Annotated in this window: 16 protein-coding genes; 4 read left to right on the forward strand and 12 right to left on the reverse strand. The window is 67.9% G+C overall.

The genetic code is table 11. The features are described from left to right. Nucleotides 1-9 precede the first annotated feature (9 nt). Nucleotides 10-426 carry a thiol-disulfide oxidoreductase DCC family protein gene (locus ACNS88_RS05150; RefSeq protein ID WP_435094570.1) on the reverse strand — a complete coding sequence of 139 codons (417 nt, stop codon included), beginning with the start codon at nucleotides 424-426 and terminating at the stop codon, nucleotides 10-12. A 106-nt stretch (nucleotides 427-532) separates the two neighbouring features. On the opposite strand from ACNS88_RS05150, the gene ACNS88_RS05155 reads away from it, so the two are divergent. Then, the gene (locus ACNS88_RS05155; RefSeq protein ID WP_435094572.1) at nucleotides 533-2,170 is read left to right on the forward strand and encodes an HTTM domain-containing protein; all 1,638 of its coding nucleotides are present in this window, start codon (nucleotides 533-535) and stop codon (nucleotides 2,168-2,170) included. Nucleotides 2,171-2,292: 122 nt separating this feature from the next. On the opposite strand, the gene ACNS88_RS05160 is transcribed toward ACNS88_RS05155, so the two are convergent. The 5 genes from ACNS88_RS05160 to ACNS88_RS05180 form a co-directional block, all read right to left on the reverse strand. Further along, nucleotides 2,293-2,643, reverse strand: coding sequence for a DUF7268 family protein (locus ACNS88_RS05160; protein WP_435094574.1), 351 nt, complete (start codon nucleotides 2,641-2,643; stop codon nucleotides 2,293-2,295). A 3-nt stretch (nucleotides 2,644-2,646) separates the two neighbouring features. Beyond that, nucleotides 2,647-3,576, reverse strand: a complete 930-nt coding sequence (locus ACNS88_RS05165) for an ABC transporter permease (RefSeq protein WP_435094576.1) — start codon at nucleotides 3,574-3,576, stop codon at nucleotides 2,647-2,649. Further along, entirely contained in the window at nucleotides 3,573-4,592 is a 1,020-nt protein-coding gene (locus ACNS88_RS05170; RefSeq protein WP_435094578.1) for an ABC transporter permease, read from the reverse strand. Before ACNS88_RS05170 ends, ACNS88_RS05165 begins: the two co-directional genes overlap by 4 nt. A gap of 25 nt (nucleotides 4,593-4,617) precedes the next feature. After that, the gene (locus ACNS88_RS05175; protein WP_435094580.1) at nucleotides 4,618-6,345 is read right to left on the reverse strand and encodes an ABC transporter substrate-binding protein; all 1,728 of its coding nucleotides are present in this window, start codon (nucleotides 6,343-6,345) and stop codon (nucleotides 4,618-4,620) included. A 408-nt stretch (nucleotides 6,346-6,753) separates the two neighbouring features. Next, a complete protein-coding gene (locus tag ACNS88_RS05180) occupies nucleotides 6,754-9,465 on the reverse strand; it encodes a dipeptide ABC transporter ATP-binding protein (RefSeq protein WP_435094582.1) in 2,712 nt (903 codons plus the stop codon). A gap of 106 nt (nucleotides 9,466-9,571) precedes the next feature. On the opposite strand from ACNS88_RS05180, the gene ACNS88_RS05185 reads away from it, so the two are divergent. Continuing rightward, a complete protein-coding gene (locus ACNS88_RS05185) occupies nucleotides 9,572-10,075 on the forward strand; it encodes a DUF7529 family protein (protein ID WP_435094584.1) in 504 nt (167 codons plus the stop codon). Nucleotides 10,076-10,093: 18 nt separating this feature from the next. Here the strand turns inward: ACNS88_RS05185 and ACNS88_RS05190 are convergent, their stop codons facing one another. Both ACNS88_RS05190 and npdG read right to left on the reverse strand, forming a co-directional pair. Further along, on the reverse strand, nucleotides 10,094-10,936 hold the full coding sequence (locus ACNS88_RS05190) for a polyprenyl synthetase family protein (RefSeq protein WP_435094586.1): 843 nt from the start codon (nucleotides 10,934-10,936) through the stop codon (nucleotides 10,094-10,096). Between the two features lie 57 nt (nucleotides 10,937-10,993). Then, on the reverse strand, nucleotides 10,994-11,662 hold the full coding sequence (gene npdG, locus ACNS88_RS05195; protein ID WP_435094588.1) for an NADPH-dependent F420 reductase: 669 nt from the start codon (nucleotides 11,660-11,662) through the stop codon (nucleotides 10,994-10,996). A gap of 99 nt (nucleotides 11,663-11,761) precedes the next feature. Here npdG and ACNS88_RS05200 point away from each other — a divergent pair, with 99 nt between their 5' ends. Continuing rightward, nucleotides 11,762-11,932 (forward strand): hypothetical protein, encoded by a 171-nt coding sequence (locus ACNS88_RS05200; RefSeq protein ID WP_209487144.1) that lies wholly within the window; start codon nucleotides 11,762-11,764, stop codon nucleotides 11,930-11,932. 64 nt (nucleotides 11,933-11,996) lie between these two features. Here the strand turns inward: ACNS88_RS05200 and ACNS88_RS05205 are convergent, their stop codons facing one another. The 3 genes from ACNS88_RS05205 to ACNS88_RS05215 form a co-directional block, all read right to left on the reverse strand. Further along, the gene (locus ACNS88_RS05205) at nucleotides 11,997-13,745 is read right to left on the reverse strand and encodes a globin-coupled sensor protein (protein WP_435094591.1); all 1,749 of its coding nucleotides are present in this window, start codon (nucleotides 13,743-13,745) and stop codon (nucleotides 11,997-11,999) included. A gap of 116 nt (nucleotides 13,746-13,861) precedes the next feature. Further along, nucleotides 13,862-15,946 carry a formate dehydrogenase subunit alpha gene (gene fdhF / locus ACNS88_RS05210; protein ID WP_435094963.1) on the reverse strand — a complete coding sequence of 695 codons (2,085 nt, stop codon included), beginning with the start codon at nucleotides 15,944-15,946 and terminating at the stop codon, nucleotides 13,862-13,864. A 134-nt stretch (nucleotides 15,947-16,080) separates the two neighbouring features. After that, nucleotides 16,081-17,031, reverse strand: a complete 951-nt coding sequence (locus ACNS88_RS05215) for a hypothetical protein (protein ID WP_435094964.1) — start codon at nucleotides 17,029-17,031, stop codon at nucleotides 16,081-16,083. Between the two features lie 187 nt (nucleotides 17,032-17,218). Here ACNS88_RS05215 and ACNS88_RS05220 point away from each other — a divergent pair, with 187 nt between their 5' ends. After that, complete coding sequence (locus tag ACNS88_RS05220) at nucleotides 17,219-17,914, forward strand: helix-turn-helix domain-containing protein (RefSeq protein ID WP_435094593.1); 696 nt, start codon at nucleotides 17,219-17,221, stop codon at nucleotides 17,912-17,914. A gap of 67 nt (nucleotides 17,915-17,981) precedes the next feature. Here the strand turns inward: ACNS88_RS05220 and ACNS88_RS05225 are convergent, their stop codons facing one another. After that, nucleotides 17,982-18,464, reverse strand: coding sequence for a thioredoxin family protein (locus ACNS88_RS05225; RefSeq protein WP_435094595.1), 483 nt, complete (start codon nucleotides 18,462-18,464; stop codon nucleotides 17,982-17,984). Nucleotides 18,465-18,480 lie beyond the last annotated feature (16 nt).

Genomic DNA, 18,480 nt, shown 5'->3' on the forward strand with positions numbered 1-18,480 from the left:
GAGAGACAGTCACTCCAAGAACCGAGACTGGGCGTCACCCGATGGCATCATACATCTGTCCTTCTTCCCGAACCACCGGTATCTGTGCTCGGCGATGAAGTCGTATATCCGGTCGCGGATCGGTCGGGGAACGTGCCGGAACGGCGAGAGGAGCCGATAGCGCCCGCCCAGTCCCGTCGCGATATGGATGATCGCCGCCGACTTCACGTAGCTCTCTCCGTCTTCGATGAGGACGACCGACTCGAGTTCGTCAGTCGGCAGGTCGTGTTCGGCCAGCAGCGCCTGTCCGACGTCGGATTGGAGGGAAGCGAAGCGGTACTTGTCTTCCGTGTCACGAGGGAGGACGAACTGCACGAACCCGCTACAGAGGTTGCAAACGCCGTCGAAGAGAATAATCGCGTCGTCGTCCGGAAGTTCCGTGGACATCGCTTGCCGGACGTACGGGTTCGTCTCAGTTCACGCTTCCGGTTGGGCCACAACAAGCTTATCCCGGCCCAGGCTGGAACCCTGCGTAACGGCGAGTCACGGACTTATGAATCGAAGCCCCTCCAACAGCACTGCGTGGTCGCAAGTCTCCGACGTCGTCAGTTGGCTTTCGGCAGCGTTCGCCGCACGAGTCGGGATCGATCTGCGCGCGCTCGCGGCCTTCCGGATCGGGCTCGGGGCGCTGTTACTCGCCGACCTGGTGCGGCGCTCGCGCTCGGTAACCGCCTTCTACACGGACGATGGCGTGCTCCCGCGGCGAGCGTTCTTCTCGGACTACGCGGCAAGCCACTCGCTGCACGCGCTCGTCGGAGAGCCGTGGGCCGTGGCGCTGCTGTTCGGCGTCGCGGGCGCGTTCGCTCTCGCGCTGCTCGTCGGGTATCGAACGCGGCTCGTGACGGTCGTTTCGTGGCTGTTGCTGCTTTCGCTACACGCCCGGAACCCGATGGTGTTGAACGCGGGCGACAGCCTGCTCCGCATGCTGCTCTTCTGGAGCGTCTTTCTCCCGCTCGGTGCGCGCTGGTCGGTCGACGCCGTCCGGCGGGCAGACGCGCGAACCGGCACGGAAGCCGGCGTCGGTTCTGCGACTCCGGGTCCAGGCGGGCCCGCCGTAGCGACCGTCGCCACGATGGCACTCCTGTTGCAGATGTTGTTGATGTACCTGACGAACGCCGTCCACAAACGCGGAGGCGATCTCTGGATGAGCGGCGAGGCGGTCGTGTACGTCATGCAGGCCGACCACTTCACCTACCTGCTCGGTAACCACATCGCCGAGTTCTCCGGCCTGCTGCGCGCGTTCACCGTCCTGTGGCTCGTGCTTCTGTTCGCGTCGCCGCTGTTGCTTCTGCTCACCGGGATTCCGCGCGCCGCGGTCGCCTCGCTGTTCGTCGGAATGCATCTCGGGATGCTGGTCACGATGCCGATCGGTCTCTTCCCGGTCGTCGTCATCGTCGGGTTCATCCCGTTCTTCCAGACGCCCGTCTGGGACGCCGCCGAGGGCGCCGTCGCTCGGCTGGGCCTATCGACGCCGCTCGCGCGCTGGCGCGCCTCTCTCGAATCCCGTGCGAGGGCCCTCCCCTCGCTCGGCGCGCCGTTCCCTCGACCGACCCCGCCGAAACGCCTCGACGATCTCCGAACTGCTGGCTTCAGCGGGAGTCTCACCCGCGGACGCGCCCTCTTTTCCACGGTCCTCCCGTACGTCTTCTTAGTGTTGATCGTCCTCTCGAGCGCGCAGGCGGTCGACTACGCCGAGGTCCCCGAACCCGGTGAGGACGTCTTGGACGCCGTCGAGATGGACCAGTCCTGGCGGATGTTCGCGCCCGATCCCACGCACACGACTCGGTGGTTCGTCGCGCCCGGTACCCTCGAAGACGGGAGCAAACGGGACGTGCTACGCGACTCGTCGGTGAGTTTCGAACGCCCGCCGCGCGCGGAGGCCACGTATCCGAGCTCACGCTGGCGGAAGTACCTCACGAACGTCTACTCGACCGACAACGAGAACCACCGCTCGTACCTCGCGAGCTACCTCTGTGACGACTGGAACCGCACCCACGACACGCGCGTCGAGAACGTCACCGTCTACCAGCTGTACGAGCGGACTGACCCCTACAACGGGACGATAGAGGCCGGAAACGAGGTCGAACTGATCGAGTACGACTGCTCGGGCGAGTTCGTCCAGAACGAGTGAGACGACGGCTTCGACGAAACCCGGCGGGTCGACGGCGCGTCACCGGCGGCGTTCTCGACTCTCGCGTCCGAACCGCCTCCTCGTGCCAGTGATTCGGTTCCGGCTGCCCGGGAGAGCGGGAATCAGACGAGGATGGTTCCGACAGCTGCGGCCGAAACCATCGTTCCGCCTCCGAACCCGCCGACTCGTGCCATCGCGCGACGCGACCGACGCTCGGTCCACCCGGTGCCCGTGTCGAGGTGCTCCTGTGCGGCCTCGATCGCCCGACCGGACGCGACGGAGCCGGCCCACCCGAGAAGTCCCAGCCCGAACCAGAGCCCGCCGAACGCGAACGCCGCCTCCGCCGCGGCCAGCGGACCGAACCCGCCGACGGCGACCAACCCGGCGACGAGAACCGGCGACGTGACGGCACCGACGGCGACACCGCCGGCAACGAGCCGCCCGCGCTCACGGACGACCGGCGCCAGCGACATCGATCAGTCGACCGCTTCCCGCATCCGGGGGTCGAGTGCGTCTCGCATCCCGTCGCCGAGCAGGTTGAACCCGAGGACGGTCAACGCGAGGAAGAGGCCGGGGAAGAACGACCACCACCAGACGCCGGTGAGCAGTCCCTGACTCACGCCGTTCGAGAGCATGAGCCCCCACGATGGTGTGCCGGCCGAGGCGCCGAACCCGAGGAACGACAGGGCGGCCAAATCGAGGATGGCCAGCCCGAAGTTCAGCGTCGACTGGACGGTTATCGGCGCGAGGCAGTTCGGCAGCACGTGCCTGACGAGCACGCGTGGATCCGTGGCACCGAGCGCGACGGTGGCGTCGATATACTCGTTTTCCAGTACGGTGAGCGCGGCGCCGCGGACGACGCGGGCGAACCGCGGCGTGTACACGAGCGTCAGGGCCGCGACCGCCCGCCAGAGCCCGAGCTCGTCCGGGAAGATGGAGACGAGCGCGAGCGCTAACAGGAGCGAGGGGAACGCCAACAGCACGTCCATCGTCCGCATGATCACGTTGTCGGTGACGTCGCCGTAGTAGGCGGCGATGATGCCGAGGCCGACTCCGAGCACCGTCGATGCACCGACGGTCACCGTCCCGAACAGCATCGCGTACCACGCGCCGTACGCGACTCGGGGAACCAGGTCGCGCGCCTGTCCGTCAGTCCCGAACGGGTACTCCACGCTCGGCGCGGCGCGGTTCGGGTTCGTACCGAGCTGCGATCGAGAGATAACGTCGAGATCGAGCGAGAAGCGGGCGTATATCGCGATCACGAGCATCGCGATGATAATTGTGAGGCCGGCCAACGCGAGACGGTTCGACAACAGCTGCGAGAGGAACGGCGAGGCGCGGACACGGTCGACGAGCCCGCGGCTCTTCGTCTCCGCCTCGCCGTCTCTGAGTGTTTCGGTGCTCATTGTTGGATCCTCGGATCGAGGTACGAGTAGGTCACGTCGACGACGAGGTTCACCAGGGTGAACAACAACGCGAAGGTCAGGACGGTCCCCTGAACGATCGGGTAATCGCCGACCTCGATCGCTTCGACGAGCAGCGTCCCGATCCCGCCGATCGCGAACACGGTCTCGGTCAGCACCGCCCCGCCGAGGAGGGTGCCGAACTGGATCCCGATGATCGTGACGACCGGGATCAACGCGTTACGGAAGCCGTGTTTCAGCACGGTGATCTTCGCGCCCTGCCCCTTGGCGCGGGCGGTTCGCATGTAGTCTTGCCTGACGACCTCCAGCATCGACGAGCGCATCATCCGCGAGATGAGCGCCATCGAGTAGACGCCGATGACAATCGACGGTAGGAACATATGTCTGACCGCCGATCGGAACATCTCCCAGTCGCCGGCGAGCAGCGTGTCGATCGTCACCATCCCGGTGACGCGGATCGGGACGACGCTGAACGACGACGAGATCCGCCCGCTGGTCGGAAGCACGCCGAGCACCTGCGCGAACAGCAGGATCAGCAGCGGGCCGCTCCAGAAGATCGGGACGCTGATCCCAGCGAGCGCGCCGACGCGGGTGCCGTGGTCGGTGAGCGTGTCCTGTTTCACCGCGCTCAGTATGCCCAGCGGGATACCAAACAAGATACCGAACAGCTGGCCGTACAGCGCCAGTTCGAGCGTGACGGGGAGCGTGTCCGCGAGTATCTCTCGGACGGTCGTGTTCCGGTTGATGATGTACGACTCCCCGAAGTCGAACCGCACGACGTTACCGAGGAAGTCGATGTACTGGACCCAGATCGGGTCGTTGAGCCCGAGGTCGGCGCGGATGCGCTCGACGAACTCCTGGCTTGCGCGCTCCCCGGCGATCGTGAGCGCCGGGTCGCCCGGCGAGAGGTGGAGGATGGAGAAGACCAGCGTCGCCACTCCGATCAACACCGGAACGAGCAACAGCAATCGCTTAATTACGAATCGCTTTGGGAACATCGAGAGCTGAGACTGGGTTCCTCGACTACTCCAGCGAGACCAAGTTCAGGTACGGGCCGCTGATCGCAGCGATCTGGAACCCGTTGACTCGGTCGGCGACGCCACGGAGTTCCTCGGCGTAGTCCAGGTACACCCACGGCGCCTCGTCGTGAGCAATCTGCATCGCCTCGTTGTACAGGTCAGCGCGCTCGCTCTCTGCGGCCGTCTCCTGGCCTTGTTCGACGAGGTCCATGTAGTCTCGGTTCGCCCACGCCGAGCGGTTACTGGTGTTGTATCCCTCGGTGTCGAAGCTCACCCAGTCCTGGCCCTCGGTGAGCTCGCTCTCCTCGACCTGCGGGTGAAGCAGCACGTACGCGAAGTTGTCCGGGTCGGCGTTGTCGGTGTACCAGCCGAGGAAACACGCGTCGTGACGACCCTGGGCAGTGTACTCGAGGAACGGCCCGAACGACTGCTGGTTGATCTCGACGTCGATGCCGATCTCGCTGAGGTTGGACGCGACCGTCTCGGCCGTCTGGAGCGGCGAGGGGTTGTATCCGCGGGGGTTCTGGAACGTCGCCAGCTCGAAGGAGAAGCCGTCGCCGTAGCCGGCTTCCTCCAGCAGGCTCTGCGCCTCCTCGGGGTCGTACGGGTACGGGTCGATGTCGTCGTTGTGCCCCAGCACGTTCGGCGGCAGCGGCTGGCTGGCCTGCGTCGCGAAGCCGGCGTAGATCTGGTTGACGATCGCCTCGGTGTTGATCGCGTGGCTGACCGCCTGCCGGACGCGGCGGTCCTGGAACTCCTCGACCGCCGCGATGTTGAACGCCATGTAGCCGATGTTGATCCCCTCGGTACGGACCAGCTCGGCGCCGTCAGCTCCCTCAACCTGCTGGGAGGACTGCGCGCCGATCCCGTCGATGATGTCGAGTTCGCCGCTCGCGAGCGACTGCGCTCGGGTGGAGTTCTCGCCGACCGTGACGAACACGGCCTCGTCGACCTCCGGACCGTCGCCCCAGTAGTCGTCGTACGCGGTGAGGCGGACCTGCTCGTTCGAGTCGTCGAGGGTGTCGAGCTCGAACGGCCCCGTCCCGACCGCGTTCTCCGACAGGTCGGTGCCGTACTCTTCGATGGCGGCCTCGGAGTGGACCGCGGCTACGAACATCGCCAGGTTACGCAGGAATGGCGCGTACGCCTGACTGAGCTGGATCGTCAGTTCGTAGTCGCCGTCGACCTGGGTGTCCTCGATCCAGTTGCCGAGCGTGAAGGGACCGTACGCGGAGACGTAGTCGTCGCCGGCGTAGTACTCGTACTCCGAGTCGACGAAGCGGCGGTACGAGGCCACGAAATCCTGTGCGGTGAACTCCTCGCCGTTGTGGAAGGTGACGCCCTCCTTCAGGGTGAGCGACGCCGTCTGGCCGTCGATCGAGTAGTCCGAGGCGAGTCCGTCCGTGAGCGTCGACTCGCCCGGCTCGAAGTTGATCAGCGTGTCGTAGATCTGCTCGGTGACCTTCGCGACCTCGCCGCTCGTGCTGTTCTGGAAGTCCAGCGTCGGCGAGTGGCTCCCCCGACCGTACCGGAGCAAACTGGTCTCGTCGCCGCCGTCCGAGCCGTCAGACCCATCGGATCCGTCGGAACCGTCCGATCCATCGGACCCGTCTGACCCGTCCGAACCGTCGCCGCCGTTGTCGGAACAGCCGGCGAGCCCGACCGTTACTGCGGCGCCACCGGCGGCACCGAGGAACTGTCTCCGTGAAACACTCGTGTCGCGGGATGACATGGATCGATTCTGAACACTATCCAGTATAAACCTACCGAACGGATAGGCGGAAATGTTCCGATCCGAATGGTTTCGGGCGACATGGTTTCGATCCGCGTCGCCGTATGCCGTCAAGCTCGCGGAAGCGCCATCACCGTCTCGCTTCTGATCTGGTCCTATCGAACCGCGATCGTGGCGTCGATCTGCCGAGGAAACGAAGCTTACGGAAAATTCGAGGCGAAAGCCTCGCCCTTCACAGTAGTTGCCGAATCAGTTCGTTTCAGCCATCGATCTCGTGTGAACGACGATCTACGTACATATACCGGATAAAAGAGTATATAAATGGAATGCGCCGAGTTCGACGATCAGCACCTTCGATATGCGCTGTGTTGAGAGGTTCGGCAACTACTGTTTAGCGCGGGGAGGATGTCAATCGAGCAGGTGGCACGCAGCCGGGTGGTCGCTGTCGGAGAGCGTCGGCTCCTCGCGCTCACAGACGGTCGCAAACGTCTCCGCGAGCACGTCCGCCGCCTCGGTCCACTCGCCTGCAATCACCAGTCTGAGAGCTCGATCGACGACCTCGCCCGCGTGCCCGTCCGGGTACCGGTCGAAATGGGCGTCGCGGACCGCCTCGACCGCACCGGCCGCGATCGCGTCATCCCCGGACGAGGCGGCAGCCGCGGTCCCACCGTCGGCCGCCACCTGATCGGACGAGTCGCCGACCTCATCGAGGATGGTCTCAGTGTCGATCGCCTGTCGCTCGACGCGCTGCCGGAAGTCCATCACCTCGCGGTACGTCTCCTGCTCGATGTCGAGGTCGTCGGGGGGAATCACACTCGGACACCGCGTCCGGAACGAACACCCGGAGGGCGGGTCGATCGGCGAGGGAACGTCGCCTTCGAGGATGACGCGATCGCCGGTGTCCGCCGTCGGGTCCGGCTCGGGGATCGCGGAGAGCAACGCCTGCGTGTACGGGTGCTGTGGGTCCGCGAACAGCTCGTCGGTGGCCGCCACCTCGACGATCTTGCCGAGGTACATCACGGCGACCCGGTCGCTGATGTGCCGCACCACCGACAGGTCGTGCGCGATGAACAGGTACGTCAGGTCGAACCGGTCCTGCAGGTCCTCCATCAGGTTGAGGATCTGCGCCTGCACCGAAACGTCGAGCGCGGAGACGGGCTCGTCCGCGACGATGAACTCGGGGTCGACCGCGAGTGCCCGGGCAATTCCGACGCGCTGGCGCTGTCCCCCAGACATCTCGTGGGGATATCGGTCGTACTGCCCCACTTCGAGTCCGACCGCCTCAAGGAGCTGGCGGACGCGGCGACGACGCCGGAGACGGTCGGTGTCACCGGCGGAGATCGTCACCGAGACGCGTTCCACGTCGCCGGCGTCGGTGCGCTCGACGGTCCCCTCGACGCCGAGCTGTTCGCGCACGTCGACGTCGACCTCGCCGTCTGCGACCGTCACGTCGACGTGGGTGGTCGCCACGCCGTCTCCGGAGCCGACGATGGCGTCGATCTCGTCGTCGACCGTCAGATCGACTCGATCGCGGGCGATCCCCGAGACGGTCACCTCGGCTTCGACCGCCACGTCCGGATCGGTCTCGGGCAGGTTGTGAATCGACAGCGGCTCGCGGATCGTCTGACCGACCGTCTGTCGCGGGTCGAGCGAGGAGAGCGGGTCCTGGAAGATCATCTGGAGGTTCTTCCGCTGTTCCCGCAGCCCCGAGCCGTCGAGGTCGGTGATGTCGGTCCCGGCGAACACCACTCGGCCGTCGGTCGGTTCGGTGAGGTGCAACAGCGCCCGGCCGGCTGTCGACTTGCCGCAGCCGGACTCGCCGACGAGCCCCAGCGTCTCGCCGCGGTTGATCGTGAAGTCGATCCCGTCGACCGCCTTCACACTACGGTCGTCGGCACCGAGAACCCGATCGAGCACGCTGTCCGCCTGTTCGTAGTACTTCCGGAGCCCGTCGATCTCGACGAGGGGCTCGCCGATCGAGCGGTTGCGACCGGGGGCGATCGTGTCGTCGCCGTACTCGTCTTTGTCGAACGACTCCATGATACACTTCGAACTGTGGTCGACCTCCTCAGGGCCGTGCTGGAGGTACGGTATCTCGCCGCTCGTGCACTCCTCGGTCGCCCACGGACACCGCGGCGCGAAGTGGCACCCGGGCGGCATGTCGATGAGGTCGAGGACGTTCCCCTCGATCGGCGTGAGCTGGTCTTTCTCCTCGCTCGGGAGCGACTCCAAGAGCGTGTACGTGTACGGGTGCGACGGGTTCCCGAAGATCTCCTCGACGGGACCCTCTTCGACGATCTCCCCGGCGTACATCACCGCGACGCGGTCGCACGTCTCGGCCACGACGCCGAGATCGTGGGTGATCATCAGCATCGACATCCCCAGATCGGTCTGCAGGTCGTCTATCAGGTCGAGGATCTGCGCCTGAATGGTCACGTCGAGCGCGGTCGTCGGCTCGTCGGCGACGAGCAACCCCGGCTGACAGGCCAACGCGATCGCGATGAGCACCCGCTGGCGCATCCCGCCGGAGAACTCGTGCGGGTACTCGTCGACCCGCGCGCCCGGTTCGGGAATCCCGACCTCTTCGAGTACCGCGATGGTCTCTTGGCGGACGTCTTCGTCCACGTCGCGGCTGATCTTCGGGAGGATCTCGCGCACGGCGTTGAACCACGAATCCTTGCGACGGCCGCCGTACTGGTGGAGTCTGAGGCTCTCGGCGACCTGGTCGCCGACGGTCACCGAGGGGTTGAGCGACGTCATCGGGTCCTGGAAGATCATACTTACCTCTCGGCCCCGGACGAATCGGAGCGCCTCCTCGGGCGCCGCGGTGAGGTCGATCGTGTCGCCGTCGATGAATTCCGTGGTGTTGTACCGGTCGCGAAGCTCGTCTGCGATCCGACCGTCGGTCAGCTCGACGGTCCCGCCGACGATCTCGCCCGGATCGTCAACGAGTCCCATCGTCGACAGCGCCGTGACGCTCTTGCCAGATCCCGACTCGCCGACGAGTCCGACGGTCTCCCCTTGCCGGATCTCCAGGTCGATCCCGTCGACCGCTTTTACCTGTCCCCGTTCCGTCGAGAACTGCGTTCGGAGGTCAGAGAGCGAAAGTAGAGGCGGCATACAGCCGTTTTCTGACCCTCTATGGATATACTTTTGCCTTCGATAGGACGTCAGCGATGGCCGACAGGAGGGAACCTTTACCCGCCGCCGACCGCCTACGCCGTGCATGGACGTGGAAGAGCATCCGCTCGCGGACGACGACGACGACGCGTGGACCACGGTCATCGACGAGTGCCGTGCGACCGCTGAGGAGTATCGAGATCGCGGGTGGACGGCGTTCTCGCCGGTCCCCGGCGACGTAGTGGCGGTCCCCGCGCCCGGCGACTCGGCCGCCGAGAAGGTCGGCCTCGACGTGTTGCTGTCGGGTGAGGAGTTCGACCGGCTCACTGAGCTGGTCGAGGAAGACGGCTTCGACGAGTTCGAGGCGTTCCGCGCCCACGAGAACGGGATCGTGTATCTGACGCTGGTGTTCCGGGCGACGGCGACCGAGACCGCGCTCTGTCTCCCGCTCTACTACCGAGTCGCCGAGGCGGACCGTATGCTTAGTCGCGTTCGGGCCGGCGACGCGATGACGACCTACGTCCACGCGCTCTCCGGGGAGGAGCGGATCGAGTTCGACCACGAGGATCCGACGCCGCTGTTCCCGCCGCAGGACACCGGAGACGCGTAGGCCGGGCGCTCGATCCCCTCACCGCTCGCGCACGACGACGAACTCCGCGAGGTCGCGGAGGTACTCGATCGCCTCCGTCTCCGGGGGGTCTGCGTCGTCGAGCGCGGCCAGCGCGAGGTCGGACTGCTTGCGCGCGCGCTCATCGATTTCGTCGGGCGAGAGCGACGTGACCTGCAGGACCGAGGGGCGGTCCATCTCCGCGTCTTGTCCGGTCGGCTTGCCCAAGTCGTCGGCGTCCGCGGTCGCGTCGAGCACGTCGTCACGCATCTGGAAGGCGACGCCGACGCGCTCGGCGTACTCGCCGAACGAGTCGACCGCGTGGGGGTCGGCGCCGCCGGCGATCGCGCCCAGCTCGGCGGCCGCCCGGAACAGCGCGCCGGTCTTCCGGCGGGCGAGCTCCATGTACTCGGCCTCGCTCGTGGGGCGGGCGGCCAGCTCGGTGGCCTCGCCCTCGCCGAGTTCGACCATCGCCTCGGCGACGGTTCGCATCGCGCGGGGCTCGGCGGAGAAGAGCGCGAACGCCTCGCCCAACAGGCCGTCGCTGGCGATGATCGCCGGCCCGTAGCCGTACTCGGCCCACGCCGACGGGGTGCCGCGACGCACCTCGGAGCGGTCGATGATGTCGTCGATCACGAGCGACGCGTTGTGGACGAACTCGATCCCGGCCGCGAAGTCGACGGCCGCGTCGGGATCGCCGTCGAACGCCTCGCAGGCGAGGATCGTCACGGCGGGGCGGACCCGCTTGCCGCCGGCGAGGACGACATGGCCGACCTCCTCGGACAGCTCGTCGGGTTCGACCTCGTCGATGACGGTCTCCAGCCTGCCCTCGACCAGCGCGACCCGGCGCTCCAGGTACTCCATCTATCGCCCGGAGGGGCCGGTCGCGCAAAGGCCTAACGGAACGGCGACAGCGGATACCTACGTGAACTCGATGCCGAGATCGTTGAGCCCGGTGTTGTGCTGGGCGACGTTTATCAGAAGCGGAGTCAGTCCCTCGATCTCGGGCGCGTTGGCGATGCCGCCGGCGTCGAGCGCGCGCAGCCCCTCGATCCCCTCCGCGACGTCCGTGACCGTCCGCTTCGCGTCCTCGTCGTCGCCGATCACGAGCGTGTCGATCCCGAGATCGGCGTCGAGGTTCGCGAGGCGGGCGGCCGCGAGGTTGTGGAACGCGCCCACGACGTCGACCCCGTCGGGCGCGGCGTCCGCGGCGATACGCGTCACCGAGCCCGCGCCGGGCTTGTGGTAGTGGAAGCCTTCGTCGTCGCGTTTCATGCCGGTCGCCGGCGAGACGAGCACGTCTCCGGAATCGAGCGCGTCGGCGACCGCTTCGACGGTATCGCCGACATGATACGGCGGGACCGCGAGCACGACGACCCGCGCCGCGGCAGCGGCGACCTCGTTCTCGGCGCCCGCCACCGCGGCGTCGAGGCCGCGGCTGTCGAGCTCGGTCGTGTACTCCTCGGCTTTGGTCTCCGCCTTCTCCGCGTCGCGCGAGCCGACAGTGACCGCATGATCGGTGTCGGCAGCGAGCCGCAGCGCGAGTCCCTGTCCGATGTCTCCCGTGCCGCCGAGTATCGCGATTTTCATACGGATAATGCGATCGCTCGCGCCTTAGGGGTTGCGCGACCGGCGGTCCTCGCCACCGTTCGGATCGGGATTCATGTGCGTCGGCCGCGTATCACGTTCATGATCGACTCGCCGGGACTCGCGCTCCGATACGCCGCCTGCGACGCCTGCGAAACGGTGTTCGCGCTCCCCGACGACCCCGCGGAACCGGACGTCTGCGGGCGGTGTGGCGCCCGTCCGCTTCGCGAACTCACCGGGATCCGAGGTCCGGACGCGTATTTCGCGCCCTGACTCCGGGCGGCGGGTGACAGACTGCCGGAGATCCGGTCAGAGCGATTCGATCAGGGCGATTCGGTCAGCGCAGATCGTCCATCTCCAGCTCTCCGTCTGCGATCGCTTGCAGTTCCTCGTCGGAGAGCCGATCGATCACGAACGACGGCATTCCCTCCGGGAGTCCCGCCGGAACCGACCGATCGCCGTCCGTCCCCACCCTTCCGCCGTCGGTCCCGCTCTTGACCGTCCCGCCGTCCGTGCGAGACACGGCGGCCGATCCGGCGTCGTCCCGATCGCTTCCAGCCAGCCGGCGCACGGTCTGCTCCACCGTTTCGACCGCCTCGGACTGGTGCTCGCTTTCGGCCGCCAGCTCCTGCATCTTCTCAGTGATGCGGTTCGACTGATCGACCACCCCGTCGACCGTGGCGGCGATCTCCTCGGCGGCGGCGGCCTGTTCGTCGGTCACGTCCGAGACCTCGCCGATACCGTCCGCCGTCTCCGTCACCGCCTCGGCGATGGCGGTGAGGTTCTCCGTGGCGTCGGCGACGCGCTCGCTCCCCTCGTCGACCCGCTCCGTCGTCTCCGAGAGGCTCTCGACGGTGTCCTCGGTGTCGGTCTGGATCCCGCCCACCATCGACTCGATGTCGCTCGCGTGTTGTTGAGACTCCTCCGCGAGCGATTTGATCTCGTCGGCGACGACGCCGAACCCGGCACCGGCGTCGCCGGCCCGAGCGGCCTCGATCGAGGCGTTCAGCGCGAGCAGGTTGGTCTGGTCGGCGATCCCGTTGATCGCGTCCACGAACTCGTCGATCTCCTCGACGCGGTCTTGGAGCGCTTCGACGTCGTCGGCCACCTCGTCGACGGCGTCGCCGATATCGTCCATGGCAACCGCGGCGTCGTCGGCCGCCTCCCGCCCGTCGTCGGCCATCGCTTCCGCCCGGCTGCTCGTGCGCTCCACCTCGTCGGCGGTCGACGCCACCTCCTCGACCGTCGCCGAGAGGTTCGCCACCTCCGAGGAGATCTCGTTGACCCGCTGCGACTGCTCTTCCGACGCGTCACCGACTTCGGCGGCGCTGTCCGCGACGTCCGCCGCCGACTCGCGGAGGTCGCCGATCGGCTCCCGAACTTCGTCTTCCACATCCGCCATCAGGCGCTTGTTCCGCTCGATTTCGTCGGAGAGCTTCTCGCTGTACGAGTGGATGTACGTGTCCGTGACGACCTGCATGTCGAGGTTGATGATCCGGAGGATGGAGAGCAGGTCCTCGATCGCGTCGTCGACCTCTTCTTCGACGGCCGCCTCGACCGCGTCGCCGATTCCCTCACCGGCGCCCTCGTCGGCCAGCCGGTCCGTGAGCGAGTCGGTGAGTCGGTCGCCGATAATCGGGAGGATGAGGTCGTAGTACACGCCGTACTGGCCGAGGTAGTGTTTCATCGGCATCTCCAGGATGTCGTGGATCTTCCCGATCCGCGCACGGTCCTCGAAGTACTCCGACCCGTAGTCGCCCTCGGCGAGCGTTACGAGATACGCCGACTGCGTCCGCTTGAGCTGTTCGAGCCCCTTGTCGGAGCGGCTGATCACGTCGACGGTCTGCTGGTGACCCGTGAGGTTGTCGTAGAAGTCGTCGGCGATCTGCTCGGCGTTCTCCGCGAAGGCGTCCTCGTACCGGCTCAACCGGCGCTCGTCCTCCTCGTCGAATCCGACGAAATCCTTTCGCCACGCGATCTCGTCGCCGTCGAGCCCGATCTCGTCGACCAGCCCGGAAACGTCGAGTCCGTCGTTTAAACCGCCCTGCCCGAAGTCGCCCCGCCCGTACTCTCCAGATGTCGCCATGTGGAGCGATCCGCTTTTCCATTACATAAGAGGTGACTCCCGTCTCTCAAGAGTGATAGTGGAGCGTCAGCCGTCATATCGGAGATGAACGCCGATCGGGCGGTGACGACGCCCGTTCAGTCGGCGCCGGCCGCGTCGCCCTCGGCGACCGGCTCGACGGCGATTGCCGAGTGCTTGAATTCGGGAATCCCCGCGTCCGGATCGAGCGCGTCGCCCGTCAATGCGTTCGCGAGCGGCTCCGCGTAGTGGAACGTACAGAACGTCACGCCCTCGCGGACCGTGGGGGTGACTTCGGCGGTGACCTCGACGGTCCCGCGCTCGTTCGAGACCGTTACCGGATCGCCGTCCTCGATCCCGCGGTCGGCCGCGTCGTCAGGGTGGATCTGAAGCGCGTCCTCGCCGCGCATCGCCATCAGCCGGTCCGACCGCCGGCTGAGCGCCCCGCTGTTGAAGTGTTGGAGCACGCGACCGGTCGTCAGCGTCAGCTCGCCGGCGTCGAGGTCGTCTGCGGGCGGCACCGGATCGATAACGGCGAGGGGGGCGGTGCGCTCGCCGGTCAGGAACGCCTCCGCGTGTAACACGTCCGTCCCGGCGCCGTCCGCCGCCGAGAACGGCCAGCGCTGGTAGCCGTCGCCGATCCCCCCGTAGCTCATCCCCTCGTAGATGGGGGCGACGCGCGCGAGCTCGTCGAAGACCGCTTCCGGTCCGTCGTAGTCGAACGCGTCGGGCCGGTCGGTCAGCCGCCGCCCGAGCGCAGACAGGACCTCGAGGTCGCGCCGGGCGTCCCCCGGCAGGTCGGCGTTAGGGCGCATCCGCATCACGCGGCGGTCGGTGTTCGTGACGGTGCCGGCCTTCTCTGCCCACGCGCTCCCCGGGAGGACCACGTCGGCGTGGGCCGCGGTCGCCGTCTCGAACAGGTCGATGACAACGCAGAAGTCGAGCGCCTCGAACGCCGACGCGACCGCGCTCGCGTTGGGCTCGGTGACCGCCGGGTTCTCGCCGAAGACGACCGCTGCGCGCACCTCGTCGCCGAACCGGTGCGTCGCCTCGACCTCGGTGAGCCCGGGCTCGGCGGGCGGCTCGACGCCCCACTCCGCGGCGACGCGCTCGCGGGCGTCCGGGTCCGTCACGGACTCGTACCCGGGGAGCACGCCCGGGAGCCCGCCGACGTCGCTGGCGCCCTGCACGTTGTTCTGGCCGCGTAGGGGGTTCACGCCGGTCCCCGGCCGACCGACGTTCCCGGTCAACAGCGCCAGGTTGAGCAGGGCGTGAACGTTGTCGGTGCCGCAGCGGTGCTGGCTCGTCCCCATTCCCGTGATGACCGCGGCGCGGTCGGCCTCGCCGTACGCCCGGGCCGCCTCGCGGATCGTCTCCGGCTCGACGCCCGCCGCTCGCGCGTTCGCCTCGACGTCGACGTCGGCGAGGTGGTCGCGCAGCCGGTCGAAGCCGGTCGTCCGCTCCGTGAGGAACGCCTCGTCGACGAGGTCCTCCTCGACGAGGACCGCGGCGATCGCGTTCGCCACCTCGATGTCGGTGCCGGGGCGCAGCGGGAGGTGGACGTCGGCCGCCTCGGTCGTGTCGTTCGCGCGCGGGTCGACGTGGATCAGCGTCGCGCCGTCGCGGATCGCCGGGAGGATGTACGACCGGAACGCGACGGGGTGTTGCTCGGCCGGATTCGCGCCGTTGACGAACAGGCAGTCTGCCTCCTGTAAGTCGTCAAGCGTGTTCGTCATCGCGCCGGCGCCGAGCCGGTCGCTCATCGCGGCGACGGTCGAGGAGTGACAGAGGCGCGCGCAGTTGTCCACGTTGTTGGTCCCGAGGACCCGCGCGAGCTTCTGGAGGACGTAGTTCTCCTCGTTCGTGCAGTTCGAGGAGGCGAAGAACTGCACGGCGTCCGGCCCGTGTTCGTCGACCACTCGCCCGATCCCGCTTGCGACGCGGTCGAACGCCTCCGCCCACGGCGCCGTGACGAAGCGACCGTTATGCCTGACGAGCGGCTCCGTCAGGCGGTCCTCGTGGTCGACCACGTCGAACGCGGCCGCCCCCTTCGGACAGATCTCGCCGCGGGCGTTCACCGGTCCCTCGACCCCGGTCGCGCTCCCGCCGCCGGCGTACTCGATGCTGCAGCCGACGCCGCAGAACGGACAGGCGGTGGGGTTCGACTCGAAGCTCCGCTCGGGCGTTTCGCTCGGGTCGGTCATCACGTTCAGGGACGGTCTCGACGACCCTCCCGATGCCACCGGAGTAGCGTGGTGTTTTAAATACCTGCTCGCGCGCTCCGCGGCGGAAGGCAGGTCGCGGTCGGCGACGGACCGCTCGTCGACCGCGTCGACGGTCACCCCGTCACGGTGTCGCCGCCGACCGGAGCGAGGACGCGGCCGAGGGACAGGAGCCCCGCGGTGACGAGACAGGCCGAAAACGCGATCGTCCCGAGTTTCCCGCCGAAGCCGACGAAGTACGGCGCGGCGCCGACGAACGCGACGCCCGCGGTCCCGCCGGCCAGCAGCATCGCGCCAGGACCGGGGATCCGCTCCGGGGTGGCCATCCCGACGAACGACGCGCAGAAGGCGACGGCCGCGACCGCGTCGCCGGCGGCGAACAGGGGCGGGCAGACGACGCCGGCGACGAGCCCGACGACGGCGGAGCCGACGACCGGGCCGTGGTCGAGCCGGACGCTCACGAGGAACGTGGCGAGGGCGGCGACGGCGGCCGAAACGACCAGTCCCGCCGCGACGGTCGGCTCCGGTATCGACTCCGTTCCGGGGGCGAGCCCGCCGAGCGCGGCCAGCGCCAGGCAGCCGACGAACGCCGTCGTGCCGAGCTTCCCGCCAAATCCGTTGAAGGCGCGCTTGGCGGCCACGAACACCGCGGCGGCGGCGATCCCCGCCGCGGTCACCGCCACGAGGTCGGCGTCGGCCGCCGGGGTCGCCATCCCGACGAACGAGCCGCAGTACGCGGGGGCGCCGTACGTCTCCGTCAGGAGGTACGCGCAGAGCCCGACGAGCGCGGACGCCACGACCGGGCCGACGCCGACCCGAACGGAGAGCACGTAGGTGACCGGCGCCGCGGCGGCGACGGCGATCGCGTTGCCGAGGTCGACCCGCGTGACGCCGAAGCCGTCGGTGCGCAGCGCCCATCTCGCCTCCTTCACGGCGGTGTAGCCGAGGCTCGTCGCGGTGATCGCGAAGACGAGGGCCCCGGCCAGTAGCTCCGGGCCGATCCCCGTTCCGGACCCCGAGCCGACGCCGGCCCCGATCGCCAGTCCCGCGGTCGCCGCGACGCTCATTCCGACCCCGGCACCGGCCAGGGCGATCGCTCCCACGGCGTGAATCGCTCGATGCACGGGCACGGCTCCGGGCCGGGAACCGATACCGGTCGACCCACAGTATTGCGGGTGTTCTCGGGGGGACCCGGCCGAGCGACTCGCTCGTCTGGGATCAGGCCTTTGTGTCCGTCTCCCCATCCACGATCCGATGGGAGCTGGAGGCAAATCGACGGACGACCGCGCGGGAGACACGCCCGAGGGCGTCCGCGCGGGCGTCGCAATCCACGGGACGAGAAACTGCCCGGTCGTCGCAGCATCGACCGCCCACGACGGCCCGATCACGGGCGTCACGTGGACGCACGCGGGGGACACGCACACCGAGGAGTTCCGCGCCCGCGACCCGGACGCGGTCGACCGCGCGGAGGGCGTGCCCGCCGCCGCGTCGGTCGTCGACCTCGGCGACGAACGGGTGTACCGATACGACCGCCCGCGCGACGGGGAGTGCGCCTGCCGGATCATCGAGGAACTCGACTGTCCGATCGCCGACGCGCGCGCCGAGGACGGGGTCTTATCGCTCACTCTCCACCTTCCCGACCTCGAACGCCTCCGCGATATCGTCTCGGCGCTCGACGGGATCGCGGAGCGCGTCGAGGTCCGCTACCTGGTCCACGGCGCGGCCGACGGCGACGCGGTGCCCGACCGGACCCTCGTCGACCGCGGTCGGCTCACCGACCGCCAGTGCGAGGTGCTACGGACCGCCTACGGGATGGGGTACTTCAAACGTCCCCGCGACGCCAACGCCAGCACGGTCGCCGACGCGCTCGACATCGCCCCGTCGACGTTCGCCGAGCACCTCGCGGCGGCACAGCAGAAGCTGCTGGAGGAAACGCTGGCCGCCGAGTGACGCTTGAACCGGCTTGCGGCGGATCGGCGTCCCGTCGACCGTCGGCAGCGAGACGACCCCGCCCCGATCAGGCCGCGCGTTCGATCGCCGACTCCAGCGTCGCGCGGTCCTGCGCGCCCGTGAACCGGTCGACCGGCTCGCCGCCGGCATACACGAGGAGGGTCGGAATGCTCCGGGCGCCGAGCTGTTGGGCGATACCCTGGTTGGCGTCCACGTCGACCTTCGCCACGGCGGCGCCGGTCTCGCTCGCGAGCGCCTCGATCGTCGGCTCCATCATCTGACAGGGGCCACACCAGTCGGCGTAACAGTCGACCAGCACCACGTCGTGTTCGTCGACGACGCGCTGGAACTCCTCGGGCCCAGCGATGTCGATCGGCTCGTCCGGGGTCGCTACCGACTCCTCACCCGACTGCTCGTCCGGGTCGCCGCCGCCTATCTCCCCGTCGCGTTCCAGTTCCTCCTGAAGCTCGCGGAGCTTGCGCTCGCGGATGCGCTCGCGCTCGCTTTTCGTCGATTCGCTCCCATCGGTCGCGTCCGCGGTGTCGCTCATATACCAGTATTGGGTA

The organism is Halorubrum shenae (assembly GCF_051194165.1).
Lineage (GTDB): Archaea > Halobacteriota > Halobacteria > Halobacteriales > Haloferacaceae > Halorubrum.